Origin of the sequence: Bacillus sp. SIMBA_005 (assembly GCF_046535585.1) — a bacterium.
In the GTDB taxonomy this organism is placed as follows: Bacteria; Bacillota; Bacilli; order Bacillales; family Bacillaceae; genus Bacillus; species Bacillus pumilus.
This window is the reverse complement of sequence record NZ_JAWRWI010000002.1, coordinates 455943-482059: the sequence shown is the minus strand read 5'-3', so window position 1 is coordinate 482059 and position 26117 is coordinate 455943. Positions and strand designations below refer to the sequence as shown.

At 42.9% G+C, this 26117-nt stretch carries 20 protein-coding genes; 11 read left to right on the top strand and 9 right to left on the bottom strand.

Going from position 1 to position 26117, the window contains the following annotated elements:
- The first annotated feature begins 87 nt into the window (after positions 1 to 87).
- The 5 genes from SB660_RS05055 (at position 88) to wrbA (ending at position 5018) form a co-directional block, all read left to right on the top strand.
- The gene (locus SB660_RS05055) at positions 88 to 1053 is read left to right on the top strand and encodes an ABC transporter ATP-binding protein (RefSeq protein ID WP_410581621.1); all 966 of its coding nucleotides are present in this window, start codon (positions 88 to 90) and stop codon (positions 1051 to 1053) included.
- Positions 1046 to 2563 carry an osmoprotectant update ABC transporter permease/substrate-binding subunit OpuFB gene (gene opuFB / locus SB660_RS05050; RefSeq protein WP_410581619.1) on the top strand — a complete coding sequence of 506 codons (1518 nt, stop codon included), beginning with the start codon at positions 1046 to 1048 and terminating at the stop codon, positions 2561 to 2563. The genes SB660_RS05055 and opuFB overlap by 8 nt, the downstream gene beginning before the upstream one ends.
- 191 nt (positions 2564 to 2754) lie before the next feature.
- Positions 2755 to 3726, top strand: a complete 972-nt coding sequence (locus SB660_RS05045; protein WP_339164654.1) for a ring-cleaving dioxygenase — start codon at positions 2755 to 2757, stop codon at positions 3724 to 3726.
- Positions 3723 to 4331: an alpha/beta hydrolase gene (locus SB660_RS05040; protein WP_180309748.1), complete on the top strand. Its 609-nt coding sequence runs from the start codon at positions 3723 to 3725 to the stop codon at positions 4329 to 4331. Before SB660_RS05045 ends, SB660_RS05040 begins: the two co-directional genes overlap by 4 nt.
- An 18-nt stretch (positions 4332 to 4349) precedes the next feature.
- Entirely contained in the window at positions 4350 to 5018 is a 669-nt protein-coding gene (gene wrbA, locus SB660_RS05035) for an NAD(P)H:quinone oxidoreductase (RefSeq protein ID WP_180309749.1), read from the top strand.
- A 48-nt stretch (positions 5019 to 5066) separates the two neighbouring features.
- Here the strand turns inward: wrbA and katX are convergent, their stop codons facing one another.
- Positions 5067 to 6656, bottom strand: coding sequence for a catalase KatX (katX, locus tag SB660_RS05030; protein WP_058013195.1), 1590 nt, complete (start codon positions 6654 to 6656; stop codon positions 5067 to 5069).
- 105 nt (positions 6657 to 6761) lie between these two features.
- Here katX and SB660_RS05025 point away from each other — a divergent pair, with 105 nt between their 5' ends.
- The 3 genes from SB660_RS05025 (at position 6762) to rsiV (ending at position 8920) form a co-directional block, all read left to right on the top strand.
- Positions 6762 to 7418: a hypothetical protein gene (locus SB660_RS05025; protein ID WP_058013196.1), complete on the top strand. Its 657-nt coding sequence runs from the start codon at positions 6762 to 6764 to the stop codon at positions 7416 to 7418.
- 149 nt (positions 7419 to 7567) lie between these two features.
- Positions 7568 to 8062, top strand: a complete 495-nt coding sequence (gene sigV / locus SB660_RS05020) for an RNA polymerase sigma factor SigV (protein ID WP_268497254.1) — start codon at positions 7568 to 7570, stop codon at positions 8060 to 8062.
- Complete coding sequence (gene rsiV / locus SB660_RS05015) at positions 8063 to 8920, top strand: anti-sigma-V factor RsiV (protein WP_169056112.1); 858 nt, start codon at positions 8063 to 8065, stop codon at positions 8918 to 8920.
- Between the two features lie 44 nt (positions 8921 to 8964).
- Here rsiV and SB660_RS05010 read toward each other — a convergent pair whose 3' ends face one another.
- Complete coding sequence (locus SB660_RS05010) at positions 8965 to 9894, bottom strand: manganese-dependent inorganic pyrophosphatase (protein WP_339164645.1); 930 nt, start codon at positions 9892 to 9894, stop codon at positions 8965 to 8967.
- 302 nt (positions 9895 to 10196) lie between these two features.
- Between SB660_RS05010 and SB660_RS05005 the strand changes: the two genes are divergently transcribed.
- From SB660_RS05005 to rplI, 3 genes are read left to right on the top strand one after another with little or no spacing between them, the layout of a single operon-like run.
- On the top strand, positions 10197 to 11135 hold the full coding sequence (locus SB660_RS05005) for a YybS family protein (RefSeq protein ID WP_410581614.1): 939 nt from the start codon (positions 10197 to 10199) through the stop codon (positions 11133 to 11135).
- 30 nt (positions 11136 to 11165) lie between these two features.
- On the top strand, positions 11166 to 13145 hold the full coding sequence (locus tag SB660_RS05000) for a DHH family phosphoesterase (protein WP_058013200.1): 1980 nt from the start codon (positions 11166 to 11168) through the stop codon (positions 13143 to 13145).
- On the top strand, positions 13142 to 13591 hold the full coding sequence (gene rplI, locus SB660_RS04995) for a 50S ribosomal protein L9 (protein WP_044139055.1): 450 nt from the start codon (positions 13142 to 13144) through the stop codon (positions 13589 to 13591). The genes SB660_RS05000 and rplI overlap by 4 nt, the downstream gene beginning before the upstream one ends.
- A gap of 41 nt (positions 13592 to 13632) precedes the next feature.
- Here rplI and SB660_RS04990 read toward each other — a convergent pair whose 3' ends face one another.
- The 7 genes from SB660_RS04990 to SB660_RS04960 form a co-directional block, all read right to left on the bottom strand.
- Positions 13633 to 14847 carry a CynX/NimT family MFS transporter gene (locus tag SB660_RS04990; RefSeq protein ID WP_058013201.1) on the bottom strand — a complete coding sequence of 405 codons (1215 nt, stop codon included), beginning with the start codon at positions 14845 to 14847 and terminating at the stop codon, positions 13633 to 13635.
- A gap of 22 nt (positions 14848 to 14869) precedes the next feature.
- On the bottom strand, positions 14870 to 15016 hold the full coding sequence (locus tag SB660_RS04985; protein ID WP_410581611.1) for a YycC family protein: 147 nt from the start codon (positions 15014 to 15016) through the stop codon (positions 14870 to 14872).
- A 72-nt stretch (positions 15017 to 15088) separates the two neighbouring features.
- Positions 15089 to 15823, bottom strand: a complete 735-nt coding sequence (locus SB660_RS04980) for an alpha/beta hydrolase (RefSeq protein WP_410581609.1) — start codon at positions 15821 to 15823, stop codon at positions 15089 to 15091.
- A 78-nt stretch (positions 15824 to 15901) separates the two neighbouring features.
- Positions 15902 to 16867, bottom strand: coding sequence for an ABC transporter substrate-binding protein (locus SB660_RS04975; protein WP_410581607.1), 966 nt, complete (start codon positions 16865 to 16867; stop codon positions 15902 to 15904).
- Between the two features lie 98 nt (positions 16868 to 16965).
- Positions 16966 to 18588 carry a helix-turn-helix domain-containing protein gene (locus SB660_RS04970; RefSeq protein WP_410581605.1) on the bottom strand — a complete coding sequence of 541 codons (1623 nt, stop codon included), beginning with the start codon at positions 18586 to 18588 and terminating at the stop codon, positions 16966 to 16968.
- Positions 18589 to 18711: 123 nt separating this feature from the next.
- Complete coding sequence (locus tag SB660_RS04965; RefSeq protein WP_061410170.1) at positions 18712 to 18939, bottom strand: MbtH family protein; 228 nt, start codon at positions 18937 to 18939, stop codon at positions 18712 to 18714.
- 20 nt (positions 18940 to 18959) lie between these two features.
- Entirely contained in the window at positions 18960 to 26108 is a 7149-nt protein-coding gene (locus SB660_RS04960; RefSeq protein ID WP_410581603.1) for an amino acid adenylation domain-containing protein, read from the bottom strand.
- Positions 26109 to 26117 lie beyond the last annotated feature (9 nt).

Sequence of the window (26117 nt, the reverse complement as noted above, 5' to 3'; positions counted from 1 at the left end):
TAAAAGTGACAGTTTGTTCTATACAAATATGGGGTCGATCTGTCATATTGGTAGTCTAGAAAATAATTGCAGTCAGGGCGTGGGAAGATGATTGAATTTAGTAAGGTTTCGATGCAATTTTCAGATGAGCGTTATGCCGTTGAATCCGTTGATTTAGAGATTCAAAAGGGTGAGTTTTTTGTGTTCATTGGACCTAGTGGGAGCGGGAAAACGACGACATTGAAAATGATCAATCGTCTCATTTCTTCTACAGAAGGTGAGATTTACATAAAGGGTCAAAAAATAAATGATTATGATCTGTATGAGCTGCGCTGGGATATTGGGTATGTTCTGCAGCAAATTGCTCTTTTTCCTCATATGACCATTGAAGAAAATATCGCTGTAGTACCAGAGCTCAAACAATGGAGCCGGAATGAGATCAATAAGCGAGTGGATGAATTGATGCAGATGGTTGGGCTTGATCCAGCTATATATCGACATCGGAAGCCGTCAGAGCTATCTGGTGGACAGCAGCAGCGTGTCGGTGTGGCACGTGCTCTTGCAGCTGATCCTGAGATTGTCCTAATGGATGAACCCTTTAGTGCGTTAGATCCATTAACAAGGGAGAAATTGCAGGATGATCTGCTTGATTTGCAGCGCCGTATTCAAAAGACTATTGTCTTCGTGACACATGATATGCAGGAGGCGATGAGGCTTGGTGATCGAATTTGTATCATGAAGGAAGGGAAAGTGGTGCAGATTGGTCGTCCAGAGGAATTGGTTCAACACCCAGTCAATGCTTTTGTTCGGGAGTTTGTCTCCGGGGCTGCTCGCCATGCGGGGCATCATGCGTTTGAGCTAGAAGTCTTGGCTAGACCAATGGCTCACGAGGCTCTTTTAGGCTATGAAGTGATCACAGCACATGCCACGCTGGATGAGGTCTTATCCCAATTGGCAAAGCATGAGGAATTGGCTGTGGAAAAGGATGGGGAGCGAATTGGACTAGTGAATCGTCAAGCTGTGATTCAGTTTTTAGCTGATTCACCTAGAGAGAGGGGCGAGTCACATGAATGATTGGATCAATGTGTTATTGGATCGAAAAGAACAATTAGGTCACGCCTTACTTGAGCATATTCAAATTTCGTTTATTGCTTTATTTTTAGCCATTTTGATTGCCATTCCCTTAGGTATCTATTTAACGAGGGTGCCAAAGCTTGCAGAGTGGGTGATTGGGGTGACGGCGGTCTTGCAAACAATCCCGTCACTTGCGCTGCTTGGCTTGCTGATTCCTCTCGTTGGGATTGGACAAGTGCCTGCGATTATTGCGCTTGTCGTTTATGCCCTACTCCCTATTTTAAGAAATACATATACAGGTATTCAGGAAGTCGATCCTTCCCTGAGAGAAGCGGCGCTTGCCATGGGAATGAATCATCGTAAACGGTTATTAAAGGTGGAACTGCCTCTGGCCATGCCAGTTATCATGGCAGGTATCCGAACCGGGATGGTTCTCATTGTGGGAACTGCCACTCTTGCCGCACTGATCGGAGCTGGGGGATTAGGAAGTCTGATTTTGCTGGGAATTGACCGAAATGATATGTCACTCATTGTCATTGGCGCTATACCAGCAGCCTTACTCGCACTCTTATTTGATGTGGTGCTGCGTACGTTTGAGAAAATTTCTTTTAAAAAGACTGTGATTTCTGTGACGGTTTTTGCTGTGATTGCAGGAGCTATTGTCGCGGGTCCAGCACTGTTTCAACAACAAAAAAAAGAAATCACCATCGGTGGAAAGCTAGGATCAGAGCCTGAAATTCTGATCTCGATGTATAAGCTTTTAATTGAACAGGATACGGATATTCAAGTCAGTCTTAAGCCTGGTCTTGGCAAGACGTCTTTTGTTTTTCAAGCTTTACGTTCTGGTGATATTGACATTTATCCTGAGTTTACGGGTACTGCAATTTCTGAGTTCCTCAAACAAACAGCGAAAAGCACAGATAAAGAAAAAGTATATGAGCAAGCGCGGCACGGTTTGGAATCATCCTTTCAGCTCCGCCTTCTTGAGCCGATGGCTTACAACAATACGTATGCTTTAGCTGTGCCTCAGTCGCTGGCTGATCAATATGATGTATCCAATATTTCTGATCTAGCTAAAATCAAGAATCGCATAAAGGCTGGATTCACCTTAGAATTTTCTGATCGACAGGACGGGTATCGAGGTATTCAAAAGACCTATCAATTTTCCTTTGATGATGTAGTGACGATGGAACCGAAGCTTCGGTATCGAGCGATTCAAAAAGGAGATATCAATTTAGTCGATGCGTATTCGACAGACAGTGAATTGAGGCAATACAAATTAAAGGTGCTTGATGATGATCAGCATGTTTTCCCGCCATATCAAGGAGCACCGCTGTTAAGGCAGGAGACATTAACGGAGTACCCTGAGATTGAGGCTTCTCTCAATAAGCTCGGTGGTCAAATCACAGACGATGAGATGAGAGAAATGAATTATGAAGTGAATGTGAAAGGTAAGGATGCATTTCAGGTAGCGAAAGCCTATTTAAAAAAGAAAAAATTACTGCGATAATCATGGAAGAGCAGGTCTGTTATGTAAAAGCAGACCTGCTTTTTTAAAAGGAAAAACAAAAATCGTTGACTTTTATTTAAAAACAGCATATCCTTAATTCGAGATAAATATATTTTTTTGGTTTAATATCTCGAATTCGAGATAATATAAAGACGTCAGTAAAGACATAATGAATAGAGGCTTGTTACTTCATGATTAGGAGGTCATTAGAAGTGAAGAAAACAGAAGGAATTCACCATATCACAGCAATTGTAGGGCATCCTCAAGAGAACGTTGATTTTTATGCAGGTGTTTTAGGACTTCGTCTCGTGAAGAAGACCGTGAATTTTGATGATCCAGGCACTTACCATTTATATTTTGGAAATGAAGGAGGATCTCCGGGAACGATTATCACGTTTTTCCCTTGGCCAGGTGCTCAAAAGGGACAAATTGGCGCAGGCCAAGTGGGCGTGACGACATATGTTGTACCACCAGGCGCTTTCTCTTTCTGGAAGGAACGTCTTGAGCAGTTTGATGTTTCTTATGAAATGGTCGAACGCTTTGATGAAGCCTTTCTCTCATTTGAAGATCCACACGGCTTGTTGATTGAGCTAGTAGAACGTGCGGAGGGAAAACAAAATGATTGGACATTTAACGGCGTTACGCCAGATGTTGCGATAAAAGGGTTTGGGGGAGCTGTTTTATTAACATCACAGCCAGAGCAAACGATGCAGCTGCTAGAACAAACAATGGGTTTTGAACGCGTTGGAGAAGAAGAGGACTATGTGAGATTCCGTTCGTTTGGTGAGATCGGCAATGTCATTGATGTGAACAAGACACCAGTTGCACGCGGACGTATGGGTGTTGGGGTGGTGCATCATATTGCATGGAGAGCGACAGATGATCAGGACCAGTTAGATTGGCAAAGACATATTGCACAAAGCGGGTATCAAGTGACACCTGTGCAAGATCGAAATTACTTCAATGCCATTTATTTTAGAGAGCTTGGCGGCATATTATTTGAAATTGCAACTGATCCTCCAGGGTTTGCACACGATGAATCAGTGGAAACTATGGGGGAAGCATTGAAACTGCCACCGCAATATGAAGCGCAGCGCAGTCAGATTGAACAAATTGTGCTGCCAATAGAAGTGAGAGAGTTGAAAGGGAAAGGAGATGCATGATGAAACATCTTTTTCGAAAAGGAAAGAATGAACAAAGACCTGTTTTGTTATTACTGCATGGTACTGGCGGAACGGAAGAAGATTTATTGCCGCTTGCCGATTTAGTTGATGCTGACGCTTCTGTTCTTAGTGTGAGAGGAAATGTGTTGGAAAACGGTATGCCGCGTTTTTTCAGACGTTTAGCAGAAGGTATATTCGATGAGCAGGATTTAATTGAGCGGACAGAGGAACTGTATACATTTATCGGAGAAGCAGCAGATGAATATGGGTTCGATCGTCACAATGTCGTCGCTCTCGGATATTCCAATGGGGCAAACATTGCAGGAAGTCTTTTATTCCATTACGAGGATGCGTTAAAAGGAGCGATCCTGCATCATCCAATGGTTCCAAGACGCGGAGTTTCATTGCCTTCATTGGCGGGGAAACAAGTCTTTATCGCAGCTGGTGAAAATGATCCAATGTGCCGCCCGGAGGAATCACAAGAGCTCGAGCAATTGCTTAAAGGCGCAGGCGCTTCAGTCACACTACATTGGGAAAATCGCGGACATCAGCTAACGAGAGAAGAAGTCGATGCTGCGGCATTATGGTATCGTCGTCAATTTTAATGAAGGTAGGGAATATAGATGGGTTTTTTACAGAAGCTTTTTGGGCAAACCAAACAAAAGGAGATGGAACAAATGGAAAACGTAAAATTAGCAGTTATTTATTATAGTTCAACAGGTACAAACTATCAGATGGCAAAATGGGCAGAGGCTGGAGCGAAAGAAGCAGGCGCCGAAGTTAAAGTATTAAAGGTTGCTGAATTGGCACCAGAATCAGTTGTAGCATCAAATCCAGCATGGAAAGCACACTTAGACGAAACAAAGGATGTTCCTGAGGTTCAATTAAGTGATTTGGAGTGGGCAGATGCCATCATCTTTAGCATGCCAACACGTTTTGGTAACTTACCGGCTCAAATGAAGCAATTCTTAGACACTACTGGCGGCCTATGGTTCCAAGGGAAATTGGCAAACAAAGCAGTAAGTGCGATGACCTCTGCACAAAACCCAAATGGCGGGCAGGAACAGACGGTTCTGAGCCTTTACACAACGATGTTCCACTGGGGAGCGATTATTGCTGCTCCTGGATACACAGATGACTCATTGTACGGTGCAGGGGGTAACCCTTACGGCGTGAGTGTCACTGTTGACCAAAACGGAAAGATCCAAGAGGATGCAGAAGCTGCTGCAAAACATCAAGCAAAACGTACAGTCAATGTAGCAGAATGGATCAAAAAGGGTCAAAACGCTTAATCGATGGATACAAAAAGAATGCAGCCTAGGCGCTGCATTCTTTTTTATTTAATAAGGATCTGATGGTGTGCTGTTGTTAATTGCTTCGTTCACGGCTTGTGCGGCGCCTGTAGAGCCTATAGGTCCGCTTGGCTGTTCTTGTTTGAAGGCTTTTAAGCCGTCAGCGACACGCTTTCCGTAATCAGGGTCTGCCTTTGTAAAGTTTTCGATCATTTGCTCTTGTATGTCCTTTTGACAGGTCGCAAGGGTGTTGACTAAGTTCTTAATCAATTCCTCACGTTCCCAATCATTGAAGCGGCGATACGTTTCTCCAGCTTGTCCGAAGTCGTTCGGGCGGTCAATGGCTTCCCGTTTGACGTCACCCTCTACAAAAGGCGTATGATCCTTTCCATCCTGTTTGGCTTCTTTTAATCCGCCGAGGATCGATGGTTCATAATTCACATGAGGATTTTGCCCTTTGCCTTGATCGACATGGTATTCCATTTGCCCATCTCTTTGATTCGTGGCGACATGCTTTTTCGGTGCATTGATTGGCAGTTGTAAATAGTTCGGTCCCACACGATATCGCTGCGTGTCAGAGTAAGAGAAGGTGCGCCCTTGAAGCAATTTATCATCTGAGAAATCCAAACCATCTACGAGAACGCCAGTCCCAAAGGCGACCTGCTCAACTTCAGCGAAATAATTTTCTGGATTTTTGTTTAACACCATTCGTCCGATCGGTTTCCATGGATAGTCATCCTTGTACCATAGCTTTGTCGGATCAAGCGGGTCAAAATCAAGGTGAGGGTGGGCATCATCTTCCATGATCTGTGCATAGACCTCCCATTCAGGATGATCTCCTTGCTCAATGGCCTCATATAAATCCTGTGTGGCATGATTAAAGTTTTCACCTTGTATCGCTTGAGCCTGTTCTTGTGTCAGATTGCGAATACCTTGCTTCGGTTCAAAGTGATATTTGACCAGCACCGCTTTTCCTTCATGGTTCACCCATTTGTAGGCATGGACACCTGAGCCTTGCATGTGCCGATAGGTTGCTGGGATGCCCCATGGTGAAAAGAGAAATGTCACCATATGTGTCGCTTCAGGAGATTGCGAGACGAAGTCAAAAATACGCTCGCCGTCCTGCCGATTCGTAACAGGGTCTGGCTTAAAAGCATGAACCAAATCTGGAAACTTCAAAGCATCTCGGATAAAGAAAATTTTCAGGTTGTTTCCAACGAGGTCCCAATTGCCTTCTTCTGTATAAAATTTAATTGCAAACCCTCTCGGATCGCGCAATGTTTCTGGCGAATGACCGCCGTGAATGACAGAAGAAAAACGGACGAAAACAGGTGTCTTTTTCCCTTTTTCCTGAAATAATTTTGCTCTTGTATAAGTAGAAATAGGTTCATCACCGAATGTGCCATAGGCTTCAAAATAACCGTGAGCTCCCGCCCCGCGCGCATGGACGACACGTTCGGGAATACGTTCGCGATCAAAATGACTGATTTTTTCTAGGAAATCGTAGTTTTCAAGCGTAGTTGGTCCTCTATTTCCAACGGTTCTCATATTTTGATTGTCTGTTACGGGGTGACCTTGCCGATTTGTTAAAGTGTCTTCTGACTCTGAGGATGGCTTAGGGTGTTGATCTTCTTTCATTTCGAATCCCTCCTTCGATATCTCCCTAACAATATGGTCATCTTTCTCCCTATTTCATACAAGGATTGATATAATGATTGAAAACTTTCACGAGGAGCGAACCTGATGATTCGATTACACTGCCTTCATGCCCATCCGTCTAATCAGTCCTATATAGAAGACGTGTTTCGTGATACTGAAATTGAGCTGCATCACACGGTTGATTCATCATTTATAGAACGTGCCACACAAGATCCAGATTTTAACCCTCACAAGCAGCAAACCTATGCCATCAACAAATTGATGAAAGAAGATGAAGCCGACATCATTTTGCTCACGTGTACACAATATATTGCCGCTTTGGGCGATCAGCAGCATCTCATTAAACAACCGATTGTTCCGATCGATGAGCCGTTATTTGAGCTGATTTGTCAGAGAAAAGGGCCTCTTCAACTTGTATTTTCAAACCCGGATACAGTGGATGGGACTATGGAGCGGCTAAAGTCATATGCAAAAGAGCACGGCAAACAAATTGATGCAGAGGTTATGGTAATGGAGGATGTCTTTCACCTTTGCCTAAACGGTGATATGTCCGCTTATGAGGAGCAAATTAAAAAGCAGCTCAGAAGATGTATGAAAAAAAGTGGAGACATTTGCGTGATGCAGCTATCGATGGTTCATGCGGCACAGCAGATGGAAAAGGAGACAGGCATTCCGATCATTCATCCGCTTTCCCCACTTAAACAATTTGTCCATCAAACAATATCCGCTTTGAAGGAGTGAACCTGTCTGGTTCGCTCTTTTTGTATAGAAACGGAAATGGAATGACATGTTAAAAAAATAATCGAGCGCAAACTATTTTCAAAAGGTGCGCGTCTATCCATTGTAAGAAATAACCGATGCGCATTTAAGATAAAGGAGCTCTTTGTAAAATGAAGAAACGAAAAATTGAGGATCAATTTGCTGATTACGTAATGGAGCATAAACACAGTTTTTATCGATTGTCCTATAGTTATGTCAAAAACCCGGAAGATGCGATGGATGTCGTTCAAGAGGCGATTCATAAAGCACTCAAATCTGTTCACCGATTAGAGGATGCAAGCAAAATGCATAGCTGGTTTTATAAAATCGTGGTGAACGCTGCCCTAGACTTTTTACGAAAGAAGAAGCGGGTGCAGGTGACAGACGATGATACACTTGAGTTCTTATCACAAGGTGAATCAGATGTCTATGAAGATCAAGATGTCAGAAGAGCCATAGAGGATTTGCCCGACATGTACCGGGTCATCATTATTTTGAGATTCTTTGAAGATTTAAAACTAGAGGACATCGCCCACATTCTCGAAGAAAACGAAAACACCATCAAAACAAGATTATATAAAGCGTTGCGGCTTTTAAAAGTAGAATTATCGCAGGAGGAAATATAAATGGATAAGCATTTGAAACAGTTAAAAGAGGAATATTTAGAAATCCCTATTCCGCCGGAATTTGATGCTATGGTTGAACGAACATTAAAACGAAAAAATAAAAAACCTCATTTTCAGCAATGGACGATCGGACTTGTTGCTGCGGCTGCTTTATTTGTCACGACTGTGAATGTCAGCCCGCAGGCGGCAAGAGCGATTTCGGAGATTCCTGTCATTGGCGAGCTAGTGAAAGTCGTGACATTCACAGAATTTAAAAAGAGTGATCAAGGAACGAATATTGACCTCAAAACACCACACGTTTCAGGGCTTGGGGACGGAAAATTACAAGACAGCCTGAATCAAAAATATTTAGCTGAAAACAAAAAGCTGTATCAAGATTTTGAAAAGGAAACAAAGGGTTATAAAAATGGTCATTTGAGTGTAGAGAGCGGATATGAAGTGAAAACAAACAATGATCAAATTCTTTCACTAGGTCGATACAAGGTGACGACTCAGGCTTCTGCGGCAGAGGAAATGACGTATGATACGGTGGATAAGAAAAACCATGTACTCATTACATTACCAAGCTTGTTTAAAGATGATCGGTATATTGATGTGATTAGTGAAAATATTAAAGAACAAATGAAGAAACAGATGAAAGAGGATTCAAATAAGATTTACTGGATTACCAAGCAAGATACGGTTGATCCGTTTAAGAAGATTCAGCCAGATCAAAGCTTCTATATCAACTCAAAAGGCAAACTGGTGATTTCCTTTAATGAATATGATGTGGCGCCTGGTTACATGGGTGTAGTTGAATTCACGATTCCAACAAGTGTGTTAAAGGATATTCTTGTCAGCGATATGTACATTCATTAAAAGAAGAAAAAAGACTGCTGAACAGGTCAGCAGTCTTTTTGTGTTTATGAAGAAAGAGCGTCTGTCAGTGCAGGTACGACTTGTTTCTTTCTTGAGACAACACCTTTTAGTAAAGCGGTGTTGTTCTCAAGTGTGACGTTAAATGCTTTTTCTACTTTTGCCGCTTCGGTACCGAGTGCAAGTGCAAGAGAGTCATTTTCTAGAATGTCTGTGATCACTAGAACGAATAGATCAAGACCTTTCGCTGCGATGACTTCATTGATTTTCGCTTCAATGTCAGCCTGTCTTGCTGTAACTTCTGCAATATCTACTGTATTGACTTGCGCAATTTCCACTTTGCTATTGCCTAGTGCGAATTCTTTTGCATCAATTGTAATTAATTCTTGAACCGTTTTTTGGCTTAGGTCAGCGCCAGCTTTTAGCATGTCTAGACCGTAAACTTCTGGATCTACCCCTGCAATTTTAGCTAGCTCATGCGCAGCATCAATGTCTTGTTGTGTGCATGTTGGGGATTTGAATAACAAGGAATCAGAAATGATTGCAGATAAAAGCAAACCAGCGATTTCTTTTTCAATCTTCACTTGGTTCTCTTTGTACATTTTGTTTAAGATTGTTGCTGTACAGCCAACAGGTTCAGCGCGATAGTATAGAGGTTCACTTGTTTCAAAGTTGGCAATACGGTGATGGTCAATGACCTCAGTCACTTGTACTTGATCAATATCACTTACACTTTGTTGGAATTCGTTATGATCGACAAGAATGACTTGCTTTGTTTCGTTTGCAGCCGTTTCAATGAAACGAGGTGCATCTTGTTGAAAGAAATCTAATGCGTATTGTGTTTCTCCATTGATTTCTCCAAGTCTGACCGCTTCTGCTTCGACGCCGATTTTGTTTTTTAGATCAGCGTAAGCGATAGCAGAGCAAATCGTGTCTGTGTCAGGGTTTTTGTGTCCGAATACGAGTGTTTTTCCCATATGAATTCTCCTTCTTACATTTATTGATGATGTTTCTATTCTAACAGCTTTTGTCCTTGAATTCAGGGTTTATAGCTAAGAATAATCTAAAAAATTGTAACATGCTGTTTGAAAAGTTGCATGTACGAATTGGTATCAGTGTTCCACGTGAAACGCTCCTAAGATAGACTGCATTTTACTTGCGATTTACCGCTATGGTAAAATAAAGGTTGGGGTAAGACATGGTGTAGCTTACATCGTACGTATACATAGAAGGACACATTGAGCAAGATATAGTAAAAGGATTGGATAGAGGTGAAGGTGTGAAACAAACAAAAGCGTTAGTAGAGGGCGCTATCATGATCAGTATTTTCTCTGTCATGACGCTGTTTTATTTGTATGTGCCGCTATTATCCATTATTTTCTTTCTAGCTGCTCCGATTCCGATCATCCTCTATACAATCAGGCACGGTTTGAAAAAAGGAATTGCTGCTGGCGCTATTGGGATAGTGATCAGCTTTTTAATTGGGTCTATTAATGGACTCATGACTGCACCAATTCTGATTGCTGTCGGATTAGGCATGGGTGTTTTCTACAGCAGACGGCAGCCTGGGAATGCCATCATTTCAGGTGCGCTGATCTATTTATTCAGTTTCCTTATCTCCTTTGTTGTCAGTGTTCAGCTTTTTCAAGTCGATATTATGAGTGTCGCGAAAGAGTCGATTGAGCAATTGATTCCAATGTTAGAGAGTGCCTTAAAGCAATCCGGTGCTTCTGAGCAGGACATTGCGAAGCAGCTGAAGCAGTTCAGAGAGATAAAGGATTCCGCATTGAGTGCTTTACCTGTCGCGCTGTTAATTGGTGTCACGTTGCTGGCGTTCGTGAACCACTGGTTCGTGCAGCCTCTGATCAAACGGTTTGTCAAAGACATGCCAGCCTTGAAGAAATTTAAGGATATGCGGCTGCCAAAAAGCATGGTATGGTATTATTTACTCACACTGCTTTTGATGCTGATTCAGACGGAAAAAGGCAGCTTTTTATGGCTCGTTCAAACGAGTGCTTTTCAAATTTTATTTATACTGGTGCTTATTCAGGGATTTTCCTTTATCTTCTATTATTGCCATGAAAAAAGCATCTCAAAAGCGGTGCCCATTTTCGCTATCGTGTTAGGGGTTCTCTATCCGCCAGTCGGTGTGATTGTGCGTATTATAGGGATTGCTGACATAGGCTTTGATTTAAGAGAAAAAGTAAAAAACAAATAATTCACTCTGAATGTTGAGGAGTTGATATCAGTGCCAAGCTTCTATAGAAAACCTGTCATCAAGTATCCGATCATCGCTTTGATTGTCCTAGCGGTGGTCACAGTCCTCCTCAACCTTTATTATAATTGGATCATAGGAGCGGTTGGTCTTTTAGTCCTTGCAGGTGTGCTCTACTTCTTAAAGTGGGCAGATACGCAAGTGCAAAAAGAGATTGATTCATATATTTCAACATTATCCTATCGAGTCAAAAAGGTTGGAGAAGAAGCATTAATGGAAATGCCAATTGGTATTATGCTGTTTAATGACCAGTATTATATCGAATGGACAAATCCATTTCTCGCTTCGTGTTTTCATGAAAGCACGCTTGTCGGCAGATCCTTGTATGATACATTCGAGTCCATTGTGCCTCTGATTAAACAAGAGGTCGAGACAGAAAATGTGACACTGAATGACCGGAAATTCAAAGTTATTATTAAACGGTCAGAGCGCCTTTTATATTTCTTTGATGTCACAGAACAGGTACAGATTGAAAGACAGTACGAAAATGAACGAACGGTGTTATCTTATATCTTTTTAGACAATTACGATGATGTCACGCAGGGTCTTGACGATCAGGTACGCAGCACCATTAATAGTGAAGTGACGTCTCTGTTAAACAATTGGGCACAGGAATATGGCATTTTCCTGAAGCGAATTTCGTCCGAACGATTTATGGCGGTTCTAAATGAGAGCATTTTAGCAGAGCTGGAAGCGTCGAAATTCTCTATTTTAGACGAGGTCCGTGAGAAAACAGGAGCGCATAGTGCGACGCTTACCCTGAGTATCGGGATCGGTGCGTCCGTGCCTTCTTTAAAAGAGCTTGGGGCACTTGCGCAGTCGAGTCTTGATCTTGCCCTCGGACGAGGCGGGGATCAGGTAGCCATTAAGCAGCCGAATGGAAAAGTGAAATTCTACGGCGGGAAAACGAATCCAATGGAGAAACGGACACGTGTACGCGCACGAGTCATTTCTCATGCTTTAAAAGAAATTGTATCTGAAAGTAGCAATGTCATGATCATGGGGCATAAGTTCCCAGACATGGACTCGATTGGTGCATCCATTGGGATTTTAAAGGTCGCCCAGGCCAATGGGAAAGAAGGCTATATTGTCATTGATGCCAACCAGATTGGGGACAGTGTTCAACGTTTGATTAGTGAAATTAAGAATTATGAAGATCTTTGGTCACGTTTTATCACCCCAGAGGAAGCCATGGAGCTTGCAAAGGATGACACGCTGCTGGTGGTCGTGGATACACATAAACCGTCTCTCGTTATGGAAGAACGACTGCTCAATAAAATTGAAAATGTCGTGGTCATTGACCATCATAGACGCGGCGAGGAGTTTATCCGTGATCCATTACTTGTCTATATGGAGCCGTATGCTTCATCCACAGCAGAGCTTGTGACAGAGCTTTTAGAGTATCAGCCGAAGAAATTGCGCATTAACATGATTGAAGCGACTGCGCTTCTCGCAGGGATCATCGTTGATACGAAGAGTTTCTCGCTGAGAACGGGATCAAGAACGTTTGATGCAGCCTCCTATCTTCGTGCGAAGGGGGCAGATCCTGTCCTTGTGCAAAAATTCCTAAAAGAGACCGTCGATCATTACATCAAACGGGCAAAACTCATTCAGCATACAGATCTGTATCAAAATCAGGTGGCGATTGCTTCATTACCGTCAGACAGCTCGGAGTATTATGATCAAATTACGATTGCCCAGACGGCTGATTCTCTGTTGTCAATGAGTGAGGTAGAAGCGTCATTTGCTGTCGCAAGACGAGATGACAACACGGTGTGCATTAGTGCAAGATCATTAGGGGACATCAACGTCCAAATTATCATGGAAGCGTTAGATGGCGGCGGTCATTTAACTAACGCTGCAACCCAAATGTATGGTATAACCATTGAAGAAGCGGTAGAGCAGTTAAAAGCTGCCATTGATGAATATTTCGAAGGAGGGGTTCAAAGATGAAAGTCATCTTTCTAAAAGACGTAAAAGGCAAAGGGAAAAAAGGCGAAGTCAAGAATGTCGCTGACGGATACGCTCACAACTTTCTCATCAAACAGGGGTTAGCAGTTGAAGCAAACCCAACGAACCTAAGCGCATTGGAAGGGCAGAAGAACAAAGAGAAAAAGAATGCCATCCAAGAGCTTGAACAAGCGAAACAACTAAAAGAAACACTTGAGGCGCTAACAGTGGAACTAACAGCAAAATCAGGTGAAGGCGGCCGTTTGTTTGGATCAATTACAAGCAAGCAAATCGCTGATAAATTGCAAAAGGATCATCAAATCAAAGTCGATAAGCGCAAAATCGAGCTAAATGACGCCATCCGTGCATTAGGTTACACAAATGTACCGGTGAAGCTTCATCCTGAGGTACAAGCAACATTAAAGGTACACGTGACAGAACAAGCATAAACAGTAAAGAACCCGTCTCTCATGAGGAGGCGGGTTCTTTTTTATGATGGATCTGATATATAGACGTTTCGTCCAGCACGCATACCGGATAAAAGCATGAAAAATAAGATGATGATAAAGATGATAATGGATGGCGTCCATGTATGTGTGAGATCAAAAAGGATACCGATCATGAAAGGACCAACGGCGGCTAATAAATAACCGAGAGACTGCGCCATTCCGGAGAGGGCAGCGGCTTGCTCCAGATTGGTCGTCCGTAAACCGATAAAAGTGAGCGCCAGACTGATGCTGGCACCTTGTCCAATGCCGATCAATAAAACAGAGATCACAAGAATAGGCGTCGATCCTCCGAGAAGAAGTCCGATCATACCAAGTAAATACACAAGGACAAGACCGAAGACAAGCGGTCTTTGTGTTTTTAACTTTTCTGCAAAAACAGGCGCTAAAAAGGTTGATGGAAGCCCAGCAAACTGCATAATGGACAGCATCCAGCCGGCTGTCGACAGGTTCATTCCATGTGATGTTAAGATATCAGGAAACCAGGCGATGCTGCTATAGAAAAGGAATGACTGCAAGCCCATAAAAAAGGTCACCTGCCATGCGACACGCGAACGCCATATCGGCTGCTCTTTGAGCGAAATGCTTTTGACGGCCGCTGTGTTCTGATGAAGAAGCTGCGGCGCCCAGACCATCATCGCGAGAAGTGCAAGGCCAGCCCATACGAGGAATGAAGTATTCCAGCCGCCAGGCATCGTATGGCTGAGCGGAACACTGACACCTGATGCAAGTGCCGCAAAGACGGACATCGAAGTCGTATACACGCTCGTCATCAAACCAGCATGTGCAGGAAATTTATGCTTTACGAGCCCCGGTAAAAGCACATTACATATCGCAATCCCGACACCGACAAGCGCAGTTCCCACCATTAAGAAGGTGATCGAGCCAAACGAGCGAATCACAATCCCAAATAGAAGGACAGCAAGCCCAAGCCAAAGGGTTCGTTCATTGCCAAGACGCTTTCCGATTTTAGGTGCAATTGGAGAAAGCAATGCGAATGAGAGCAGTGGTAAAGTGGTGAGAAAACCCGCAAGTCCATTTGAAAGCTGCAAATCGGAACGAATGGCGCCGATGAGAGGTCCCACGGACGTAATGGCAGGCCGCAGGTTAAATGCAATGAGTAAAATCCCAGCAATCAGCAGGATGGTTTGTCCCTTGCTGCGGGGATGTAATGTTGATTGTTCTAGTTGTTGTTCCATGAATGTAAACTCCTTTATTTCTTTAAGAAGAAAGATCTTTCTTCTGTTCAAGTTCTGCTAGTTTAGCGATTAAGATATGTTGCGGCATATGCATAATTTGTTCAATGGGTACATTAAGTGATGCCGCAAGTTTTTGTGCTGTATCGGCTGAGATTTGTAAAGGTCTCATACGCAAATCCCTCCTCTTTCAATCTATAAGTTCCAATATATCATATCGGCTTTGTGCCATGCAGATAAAAAATTAGCGTTCTCTTTGATAAAACCACTTTAGGGCTGATAAGAAATTTTTTTGAAATTGTTTCAGATGATGGCCCTCCCCTTGTTCGATGTGATAGTGCAGCTGCCATTCCTGCATCCCTTTCTGTAATAAAAGATCATGTAGTTGTTTATTGAATAAAGGCATGTGCTGTTGAGCAGATGTTTTGCCTTTACCTTCTTCACTGCCTACAGACAAATAAATAAGGTGATCCACATACTGAATGCTTTGTTGTTTAGCAAACGGCAGAAAATCTTGATACCAAAATGACCCAGAGATAGATGCGATGTTTTTAAAAAGATCAGGGTACATCAATAAAGTATAAATTGCAAATAGCCCACCTAATGAAGCACCTATGTGACTATGTTCATGACAGGTCTGTTTGACTGGATATTTTCTTTTGATATATGGGAGCAAGTCATTCGCTAAAAATGACACATACGTCTGTGCCTCGCCTTTAAAGTCAGGAAACCCAGAGTGCAGTGATGACGCCTTCCATGGTGTATACTCGTCGAGTCGATTGAAGGGGTGTATGCCGACAATGATGATTGGAGAGATGGTTTTGGCTTCGATCAGTCTTTCGATCTCTAGCAGGTGTGTTCTAAATAAAGAAGAGCCATCTTGTACAAAGACAGCTGGAACATTAATAGAGGTGTCCTGTGGAACGTAAATATCAAGCTGACGCCCGTTAAACTCGTCATATAGAAACGTTCCGTTCATATGTATTCACTCCTCAAGATTCTCAAATACGCTGAAAAGAAGACAAAGGGCTAAACATTAACCCTTTGTCTTCTTTTTTTAGTTGTTTTTCTCTAACCATTTGACGGCCTTATCAAGGAAGGTTGTTTTGCTTAGTGCAGTTCCTCCTTGAAGCATAGGATCAACGACATTTTCATTGATGTGCCCATTTTTCACAGCTTTTAGGCTAGTCCAAATTTTATTTTCCTCTAAGTCTTTTAATGCGTTAGGTTTCGATGAGTTTTCCTCTTTAGAGAACTGAACGAAAATATAGTCAGGATTGAGTTCGCCCAGGCGCTCCAATGAAATCAATGCTTGTGCTTTGGCTTTTTTGATATCATTTGGTGCTGTAAATCCTAAGTCCCCATATAAGGTAGAGTTGAAGTATACGTCTTCAGGGTACAAGTACAGGTCGCCTTGTCTAATGCGTAAAATGACAGCTGTTTTGTTGCTGCTTTTGTCTTTCAGGGTTTCTTTCGCTTGTTTGAGGTCTTTCTGATAATCAGAAATGATGTTTTTCGCTTCTTCACTTTTTCCAGTAAGTGTACCGAGCAATAAAAGATTGCTTTCCCAGTCAGAAGAGACATGGGATACTGGGATCGTTGTTTGGATTTTGTCCAATTTTTTAATTGTTGCAGGTGGAAACTTTGTTGATCCGAGTATCACATCTGGTTTTAATTTTAAGATTTTTTCTAGGTTCGGTTCTGTTTTTTCACCGATGCCTTCTGTTTTCGCTGTGATGTCTTTAAATAATTCAGGGAATGCGCCGCCTACTGTAGAAGCACCAATAGGCTCGATATCAAGTAATTTGGCATCTTCCATTGATTCTAGGCTTCCAGCAATGACAATTCGTTTCACTGGCGTTTTGAGTTTGTACGTTTGATCTAAGTAATTGATGCTTGTTTCTGCTATTTCAGCTGACTTGCTTTTGGTTGTGTTTGAAGCAGGTTTATTTTCTGCATCACCACAGGCAGCTGTGGTGATCGTCATGATACAAAGGATAAGCAATGCTAACCATTTTTTCATTTGTTTTCTCCTTTAACTGATAATTGTTCTCAATTAAAGATTGTATTAGGCTTTTGTTCTTTTATCCATAGACAATTCTCTGCCAAATGATGGACTTTTTACGGAAAAAAAGATAAAAGGTCCTGAATGACTCGTTGATGACTGGCTGCTGTGTATTCACGCCAAGGGTCAGATGCTAGTGGATAGACTGCTTGCTGCGTCACAGCTTTGAGGTTTTGCCAATCTTCCTGTTGCTTTAACTTTTGATAAAAAGCAAGGGTTTTTGGCTCCTTATGCAAGTAGAGGAAGATGGCGTCTGGATCTAGCTGTTGTATGGAGCGAATGGTGATTTTCTTTTCTATTAGCTGTCCATCATTCTGAAAAGCTGGCAGAAGACCAATATCATGAAAAATCACTTCTGACATGGTGCGATTTACAGACAAGTAGAGTTGATCTTGAAAGATACGAAGAGGCAGGACGGTTTTTGGTGGATGATCAAAAAGGCATGTCTTTTTCGCCTGAATGACGAGATCCTCATAATGAATCAGCCATTCTTCTGCTTCCTTCGCTTCGTTTAGGAACATAGCTGTTTGTCTGAATTGAGTGCGCCAATCCAATTGGGTGAATGGAACAAAGTGAACAGGACAGATGGTTTTCAACACTTGTTTTTCTTCTTCTGTCACATGATCATTGGCAATGATCAGCTCAGGTTTTGTTTCCTTTAATTGCTGTAAATTGGCTTCAGCGTGCTCGTTGATCCGATGTGCACTCAGGTGAATCGGGATTTCTTCTGCATGATGCTCAAAATCATGTGCTGTCCATTTAGGGTGAAGAGGGGCAGCATACGGGATGATATGAATGGGTGTGAGCTGACCGAGTATAGAATGGCCATAGGCTGCAATTTTCCGCTGACGGCTTTTCATATAAGTAGAAGGGGTCATGCCCATTTTTTTCTTAAAGATGCGGCTAAAGTAATAGGGATCTTGATAGCCGATTTCCAGTGCAATGTCTTTGAGCTTTGCGTTGCCTTTTGCCATTAACTGTTTGGCTCTAGTCATCCTTTTCTTGGTGATGTAATCAGTGACACTCACATTAAAATGCTTTTTAAATAGCTCACTGTAATGATTGGCGCTGATGCCAGCCATTTGAGATAGACTTGTAAGGCTGAGGGGTTCTTCGGAATGTTGATCAATATATTGTTTTGTTTTGAAAAGGGCATGTGTCGTGTCACAAATATCTTCATTATGCAGTGTGAAAAGCTGCAGGATGAGCTGTTGAAAAAGGGTTTGGCTTCTAAAAAAGCTAACGGATTCATGTCTTTTCCATTCCTCTGTCATTTCGGACAGTAAAGAATGAATTTGTTCAATTGAGCTAATATCGATAAATTGCCATACATTCAGTAAAGACCGGGCATGTTCAGTTGATACTTCTTCTATGTGTTGACCTTGCGGCGTGAACATTTGAAAGCGAAGCAGATAGAGCTCGTGTTTTTGATAAGGCTTTGTTTTTAACATAAATGTCTCATCAGACAGAATTGTATAGAGTGTTAAATTTTTCAATCGCCATTTTTGATCGTTCAGCGTGAGTAAGCCGCTGCTGCTTATGCTAATGAGGAGGCAAAATGTATCTGATAATTGCTGCTCCTTATGCGGAAGCTCTGCATTCTTTATTTTTTCAGCAAATGTCAATCGATAGATGAATTGTTCGGCATTTGCCATTGTACGTAATTGATTGTTTCCCATAAAACCACCTGATCTCTTATTTGTTGATAAACATTCTCAATTAAATTGTAGCAGAAAGAGCGGAATGATGGTGATGTTTATTCTGTCAAAAAAGCACCCTGAGTCAGATCAGGGCGCGATGATTTAGTCTGTTTTTCCATGTGCTAGCACAGGTTCTTTTGTTAAGCTTAATGGCCGTAAGTCCTGCCAGTGTGTCTGGATATAATCGATGCAGGCATTTCTAGTGTCTTCACCAAAGACCTTTTCCCACCCATCTGGCACTGGTGCAAATGATGGCCAAAGTGAATGCTGTCCTTGTTCATTGACAAGCACAAGAAATACACCGTCTTCACGATCAAAGGGATTTGTCATTTGTCATCTCTCCTTTATTCTTAGTGCTTTTGTTTGACCCGATGCAGAGCGTTGTCTAAGATGACACCAATTTCTGCTAGGGGTTTAGGCTGGCACATGTCTTTGTGCCGGCAATGAATGTCGTGCTGTTCAATGGTTCCGTTGATATAAGGTGCCCATGCTTCGGGATCAATTGGTGTAAACCAATCTGGGATAATGGTAGATCTAAAGAATAATATGTCCCCATGATAAGTTTTTGGCTGATATTCTCCGAGCAATCGAACTGAATTGACATAGGTTTCCTTTAGATTTCTAATGGCATCTTCACTTAAGCTTGCTAGTGCACTGCCGTCTTTCTTCAAGATGTCGACAGCACTTTTCATCGTGAGCGGTTCACCTGTTAAGGTATCTGGATCATAACCGCCGAGTGCAAGAAGAGCGATTAGTGCTTCTTCTTCATCGGGTGCTTCTTTAATCGGTAAGAAATGGTTTGGATAGGCATCGAGCATCGCAACGAGAGCGATTTCTTCACCTTGCTGCTGGAGCTGTGTAGCCATTGCCTGTACAACGTTTCCACCAAGTGACCAGCCAAGAAGATGATAAGGACCTTTTGGTTGAATCGTTCGGATATGCTTGATATAATCCGCAGCCATATCATCTAATGTGTACGGGTAGTCATCTTTTCTTGCAATGCCTCGTGCTTGTAATCCATAAATAGGGATGTCTTTCTCTAATGTATTCAAGAGACCTGCATAGCACCAGCTAAGACCACCAGCTGGGTGAACACAGAAGAGAGGATATCTTTCTCCATTTGTTCGTAGCGGCAGCAGGATTTCTAGTGCGTTTTCATCACTTCCGGTTTCTAGTTTCTCTGCCAAGCTGGCAACGTTTGGTGCTTCAAACAACGTTCCGATGCTTAGTTTGACACCAAGTGCATCACGAATGCGGCTGATTAAACGAACCGCAAGTAATGAGTGCCCGCCAATATCAAAAAAGCGATCGTCAATGCTGATTTTTGGCAAATCAAGCACCTCTTCAAAGAGGTGGCATAGAACTTCCTCTTTCGGGTTTCTTGGGCCGCGGCCATCCGTCTGCTGTATGTGCAATTGAGGTGCCGGTAGTGATTTTTGATCAAGCTTCCCGTTTGCTGTAAGTGGCATCGTATCAATCTGTACATAAGCCGCAGGCACCATGTAATCAGGAAGACTGGCTGACGCAAAATGGCGAAGATTCTCTGTATCGAAACGGTCTTCTTCAGTTGTGACGATGTATGCGACTAATCGTTTGTCGCCAGGCTGATCCTCTCGCATAATCACGGCAACTTGTGCAACTGCATCGTGGCGTGATAGAACGGCTTCGATTTCTCCAAGTTCAATTCTAAACCCGCGTATTTTAATTTGATGATCAGCTCTGCCAATGTAATCAAGTGCCCCTTCTTCTGTCCAGCGAGCGAGGTCGCCAGTTCGATACATCCTTGTGCCAGGTGCTCCATAAGGATCGGCAGGGAATCGATCAGATGTCAGGTCAGGCCTGCCTAGATAACCTCTAGCCAAACCAGCTCCAGCTACATACATTTCACCTGTCGTCCCAGGTGGAACAGGCTGTAGGTATTCATCTAGTACGTACACGCGTAAATCAGGAATCGGTTCGCCTATTAAGCTACTGGATTTCTTTGCGATCATGTCTCGATTGAGTACATTGTACGTAACGTGTACGGTGGTTTCTGTAATGCCGTACATGTTAATTAGCTTTGGCTTGCAGTCTGAGTGACGGCTGTACCAATCTTCTAATCTGCTAAGCTCTAATGCTTCACCGCCAAAGATGACATAGCGGAGTGATAATGCTTGACCAAGTGTTTGTTGTTCCTTGTCTATCTGCATGAGCTGATAGAAGGCAGAAGGTGTTTGATTAAGCACAGTCACACCTTCATCGACTAGAAGCTGCAGCATCTCTTCTGGAGAACGAGAGATGGTATGAGGAACAATGACAAGCCGACCGCCATATAAAAGGGGTCCCCATATTTCCCAAACTGAAAAATCAAAGGCATACGAATGGAACATTGTCCAAACATCCTCTTCATCGAAATGGAACCAATGTTCAGTAGATGTCAGAAGACGTATGACATTTTGGTGTGGGATGACCACTCCTTTTGGTTTTCCTGTAGATCCGGATGTATAAATAATATAGGCCGGATGCAGAGGAGATAGCGGCTCAAGTCTGTCTATATCAGCCGGATTGTGATTTGGCATCATCTGTAATTGATCATTTGTTTCTTTTTCGTCTAACAAAATCAAATCGCAATCAGCAGGGAGATGCAATGCAGCTGCTTTTGTTGTGATGCTGCAAACTGGTTTGGCATCTTGTATCATGTATGCCAGCCTGTCTGCTGGATAATCAGGATCAAGCGGAACATAGGCTGCGCCTGCTTTATGAACGGCTAATAGGCTGACGAGCATATCGATTGATCTAGGCAGGGCAAGTGCAACGAACTGTTCTGGTCCAACGCCTCTTTCTATTAATAAATGAGCAAGACGATTGGCTTTGTTGTTTAACTCTTCATAGGTAAGCTGCCTCTTGCCATCCGTTACTGCCACTCGATCAGGATATTGCTGCACCGTTTTTTCAAATAAGGTCGGGAGACGATGTGCTTGGTCTAACTGAGCGAATGTCTTTTTTTCAGGTAGAAATGTTTGCCGCTCTTTATCTGATAAAATGTTCACTTGACCAATCGGCAGATGTGGGCGCTCAGCTATCTCTGTTAAAAAGCGCTTCATTCTGGCAGCGATTGCTTGAATGGTACTTTGTTTAAATACATCTGTGCTGAATTCAAACAATCCTGTTAATCCTGCTGCTGAACCAGTTTCAGTTCTTTGTTCTGTTAATTCGATGGTCAGATCAAATTTAGCTGATCCTACTGGTTTCACGTAGAGGTCTGAGTCAAGTTGTGTCAGTTTCATTTCCGCCTTCGGTGTATTTTGGAAGGCAAGCATGACCTGGAACAATGGATTGCGTGATCTGGAGCGGGTTGGATTTAGAATTTCCACTAGCCGTTCAAATGGCAGGTCCTGATGCTCATAGGCTGCTAAGTCAACGTCTCGCACTCGCTTCAATAGCTCACTAAAGGTTGGATTACCAGCTGTATTTGTACGTAATACTAGTGTATTCACAAACAATCCCACAATGTCGTCAAGTGCATCGTCATTCCGCCCAGCAATTGGACTGCCAATAGGGATATCTGTTCCCGCCCCAAGACGTGTCAGTAATGCTGCAAGTGATGCTTGAAGCACCATGAACAAGCTCACCTGATGCTGCTTTGCAAGTTCAAGGAGCAGCTGGTGTAAAGCGGGCTCAATCGTAAAGTCGATCGTAGCACCGTTGAAGCTTCCTTCCTGTGGACGCGGGTAGTCATAGGGAAGCTCCAGTTCTTCAGGCAGGTCATGTAAGGCACCTGTCCAATAGGTAAGCTGCTTGGCAAATAGACTATCCGTCTCTTCTTCACTGCCCAACAGCTTCTGCTGCCAAATAGCATAGTCAGCATATTGAACAGGTTCGGCTGGCAAGGAGATTGATTTTCCTTGTATACGGGCTTCGTAAGCAGCAGCTAAGTCTCGTGTCAATGGTGCAAGTGACCAGCCGTCACCAGCGATATGATGCAGCAATAGAAGCAGCACGGATCGATTTGCATCAAGTATGAATAATTCAGCTCGAAGTGCAGGTTCTTCTTCAATATTAAAGCTATAGCGAATGGCTTCGTTTAACTGATTATCAATTTGTTGATCACTTGAACCTGTGACGTGGAGTTCAGGCTGAACACTTTTCGGCTGTAAAATAACCTGTCTTGGCATGCCGTTCTTATTTGGAAAGATGGTTCTAAGGGTTTCATGTTTTTCAGTGATATCTGCTAAAGCGCCAATGAGAGCTTTTTGATCTAATGTACCTGTCAGCTGAATGACAAGTGGAATATTGTAAGTTGGACTTGGCCCTTCAAGGCAATGAAGGAACCAGAGCCGTTTCTGAGCAAAGGATAATGGAATTTCATCTGGCTTTTTTTCTACCTGAAGCGGCGGCCGAATGTCCTTTGCTTTATCTAAGTGCTGTGCAAGTTCAGCGACTCGAGGTGATTCAAAAATGGTGCTCATGCTTAGGTCTGCACCGAATGTATCTCGTATACGTCGAAGCAGACGAGCGGCAAGTAAAGAATGTCCGCCTAAATCAAAGAAACTATCATCTATGCCAATTTGAGATACGCCAAGGGTTTCTGCAAATAAACTACATAACATGTCTTCTTGGGGTGTTCTAGGTGTACGCTCAGAACTAACTAAAGACATATTTGGCACCGGCAATGCTTTGCGATCGATTTTGCCGTTTGGTGTAAGTGGCAGTTCCGGCAAAAAGACAACAGCAGAAGGCACCATGTAGTCTGGAAGTAACGCAGCCACAAACTGCCTAAGCTCTGAAGGGTGAAGAGAAGAGTCGTCTGTCAGCACAACATACGCACAAAGCAGCTGTTGTCCAGGTTGATCCTCCCGAACGATAACGGACGTATGCTTTATGGCTGGATGCTGCATAATGACTGTCTCAATTTCACCTAGTTCAATACGGAAGCCGCGAATTTTAATTTGATGATCAGCACGGCTAATATAATCAATCGAGCCATTCTCACGCCATCTGGCTAAATCACCAGTGCGATACATTCTCTTGCCTTTTGTGCCGAATGGATCAGCGACAAATCGTTCAGCCGTTAAGTCATAACGTCCAAGATATCCTCTGGATACTCCTTCACCTGCAATATAAAGTTCACCGATTGATCCTGCTGGGACTGGGTTTAGTCCTTCATCTAAAATGTAAATGCTCGTATTCCAAATGGGTTTGCCAATCGCCGGTCCACTATTCTCTCGATGTGCTGTGACATTTTCCATGGTAGACCAGATCGTCGTTTCTGTAGGTCCGTACAAATTGGTAATGTCGCATTGAAGAGATTGTAATGTGTGCAAAAGGGAGGCAGGGAGTGCTTCTCCTCCAACAAGAACACGCATACCTGTTATCACGTCAGGGTAATCATCTGCTAACGCATGCCACAACGTTGGTGTTGCCTGCATGATTGTGACATGATGAGAACGAATCATGTCTGAAAGTTTTGCTGGTTCTTGTATCGTTTCTTTTTTTGCTAATAATATAGCGGCACCATGTAAAAGCGGGAGGAACATTTCCAGCCCGGAAATATCAAAGGCAATGGTTGTTACCGCTAAAAGCTGGTCCCCTTGATCTAATAAAAATGAATCTTGCATGGACAATATAAAGTTGATCACATTTCTCTTTGTTACAACAACACCCTTTGGTTTACCTGTCGATCCTGACGTGTAGAGGATGTAAGCCGGGTGATGCGGGGAGCCTTCGTTCCAAGTCGGATTAAGGCGCGGACTGCCGGCTATCTCCTGATGAGTAGTTGCATCATCCAGTTGAATGATGTGTGAATGGTCAAAACGATCTGCTGTCTCTTTGACTGTGAGCAAGCACGCCGGTTTGGCATCTTCTAGCATATAGGCGACACGATCGTTAGGATAATCAGGGTCTAGTGGCAGATAGGCGGCCCCTGTTTTGACGACGGCTAATAGACTTACGACCATATCGATGGACCGAGGCAGAGCCATTGCGACAAATTGTTCTGGTCCAATGCCGCGCTTTTTCAAATAATGAGCTAATTGATTAGCCCGCTGATTCAACTCTTCGTAGGTCAAAGTGATTTCGTCAAACTGTAATGCTTTTGCTTGTGGGGTTTTGCTGACTTGTTTTTCAAATAGTTCCCGTAAAGATTCTTTTGGTAATTCTCGTTTTGTATCATTCCAGTGCTTGAGAATGTTCTCTTTTTCTTCAGACAAAAGAAGGTTAAATTGACTGATTGTCTGATCTTGCTCTAGTCCGGTTATTTCCTCCAGCAATTGAAGAAAACGCTGCTGATGAGCATCAATTGTTTGCTCTTTGTAAACGGCAGGGTTTGCATCAAAGTCGATTTGAAATCCGTTCCCATCTGCGCGGTCGTATATGTTGATCGATATATCATCTACGGGTCCTGCTGAAAGATTATGTGCTTGACCAATGCTCTGATCGAACTTGAGATCATAATCAAATGGCATGATATTGATCTGCGGGCCGAATAATCGTTGATTTCTTCCGATGAGTTTAAAGTCTCTCCGCATGTCTTCATGACGATATCTTTGATGAGGACGAATGGCTTTCAGTTCATCAGATACTTGGTGAACAAGTGCTGAGAGCGTCATTTCTGGTTTGCATGTTAAACGAAGCGGTACCAGGTTCATGACCATTCCGGGTGTTTGCAAGGCGCAAGATCCAAGGCGCATCATAACAGGTAATCCTAAAACAATATCATGTGCACCCGTCATACGATGCATATATAGAGCGGATGCCGCAAGAATCATTTCATGCCACGTACCACCGAAAAATTGAGCATTTTTTTTCATTTTGCTTACCTTTTCGGCATCGCATCTAGCCGTTTTGCGGATAAAATGATCCGACGTTCTTGGGGCAAGCTCAGCAAGACTGACAATTTCAGGTTGATCAGCAAAGCGATTTTTCCAAAAAACTCGATCATCTTCATACCGATTGGACTGTTGATAGGTGATCTCTTCTTGGACTACGTCAAGTAAGGCTCCAAATGTTTGAGGAGGCACAGATGTCCCTTTCGATAGGGCTGAATAGACCTCAGCAACACGACGTGCAATGAGCGAAAAGGCGAATCCATCAATGGCAATGTGATGAATGCGCTGATACCAGATAAAACGGTCGTCAGCAAGTTGAAAAAGTACTTCACAGAATAATACATCATTCTCTAAAGAGACTGGTGTTGCAAGGTCAGTCTTCATCCATGCTTTAGCCGCATCAAACGGCTGTTTTTCATTTTGTAAATTGATATATTGAAATGGAATCTCTTTCTTAGATATCAACCATTGCTTTGGACCGTCAGTATCTTCAACGAAGCGCATATACAAGGAATCTGCTTCTAGAACAGTCTTTCTAATGGCTGCTTCAAAGTGTACGGGATCAATTGGACCTTTAATATCTATATACTCAGCTGTATTGAAAATAGGATTAGATGGATCAAGCTGCTGCGCATACCAAATGCCTGATTGGGCACCGGTTAGTGGGAATGAATCGACTGACTGGATCGACAAGGGTCTATA

Bases quoted from the DNA above. Each gene is read 5' to 3' on its own strand.
- SB660_RS04980 (WP_410581609.1), bottom strand. From the start codon at position 15,823: ATGAACGGAACGTTTCTATATGACGAGTTTAACGGGCGTCAGCTTGAT.
- sigV (WP_268497254.1), top strand. From the start codon at position 7,568: ATGAAGAAACGAAAAATTGAGGATCAATTTGCTGATTACGTAATGGAG.
- SB660_RS04965 (WP_061410170.1), bottom strand. From the start codon at position 18,939: ATGACAAATCCCTTTGATCGTGAAGACGGTGTATTTCTTGTGCTTGTC.
- rsiV (WP_169056112.1), top strand. From the start codon at position 8,063: ATGGATAAGCATTTGAAACAGTTAAAAGAGGAATATTTAGAAATCCCT.
- SB660_RS05055 (WP_410581621.1), top strand. From the start codon at position 88: ATGATTGAATTTAGTAAGGTTTCGATGCAATTTTCAGATGAGCGTTAT.
- SB660_RS04990 (WP_058013201.1), bottom strand. From the start codon at position 14,847: ATGGAACAACAACTAGAACAATCAACATTACATCCCCGCAGCAAGGGA.
- opuFB (WP_410581619.1), top strand. From the start codon at position 1,046: ATGAATGATTGGATCAATGTGTTATTGGATCGAAAAGAACAATTAGGT.
- SB660_RS05010 (WP_339164645.1), bottom strand. From the start codon at position 9,894: ATGGGAAAAACACTCGTATTCGGACACAAAAACCCTGACACAGACACG.
- wrbA (WP_180309749.1), top strand. From the start codon at position 4,350: ATGGGTTTTTTACAGAAGCTTTTTGGGCAAACCAAACAAAAGGAGATG.
- katX (WP_058013195.1), bottom strand. From the start codon at position 6,656: ATGAAAGAAGATCAACACCCTAAGCCATCCTCAGAGTCAGAAGACACT.
- SB660_RS04970 (WP_410581605.1), bottom strand. From the start codon at position 18,588: ATGGGAAACAATCAATTACGTACAATGGCAAATGCCGAACAATTCATC.
- SB660_RS04975 (WP_410581607.1), bottom strand. From the start codon at position 16,867: ATGAAAAAATGGTTAGCATTGCTTATCCTTTGTATCATGACGATCACC.
- SB660_RS05040 (WP_180309748.1), top strand. From the start codon at position 3,723: ATGATGAAACATCTTTTTCGAAAAGGAAAGAATGAACAAAGACCTGTT.
- SB660_RS04985 (WP_410581611.1), bottom strand. From the start codon at position 15,016: ATGAGACCTTTACAAATCTCAGCCGATACAGCACAAAAACTTGCGGCA.
- SB660_RS05045 (WP_339164654.1), top strand. From the start codon at position 2,755: ATGATTAGGAGGTCATTAGAAGTGAAGAAAACAGAAGGAATTCACCAT.
- SB660_RS05025 (WP_058013196.1), top strand. From the start codon at position 6,762: ATGATTCGATTACACTGCCTTCATGCCCATCCGTCTAATCAGTCCTAT.
- rplI (WP_044139055.1), top strand. From the start codon at position 13,142: ATGAAAGTCATCTTTCTAAAAGACGTAAAAGGCAAAGGGAAAAAAGGC.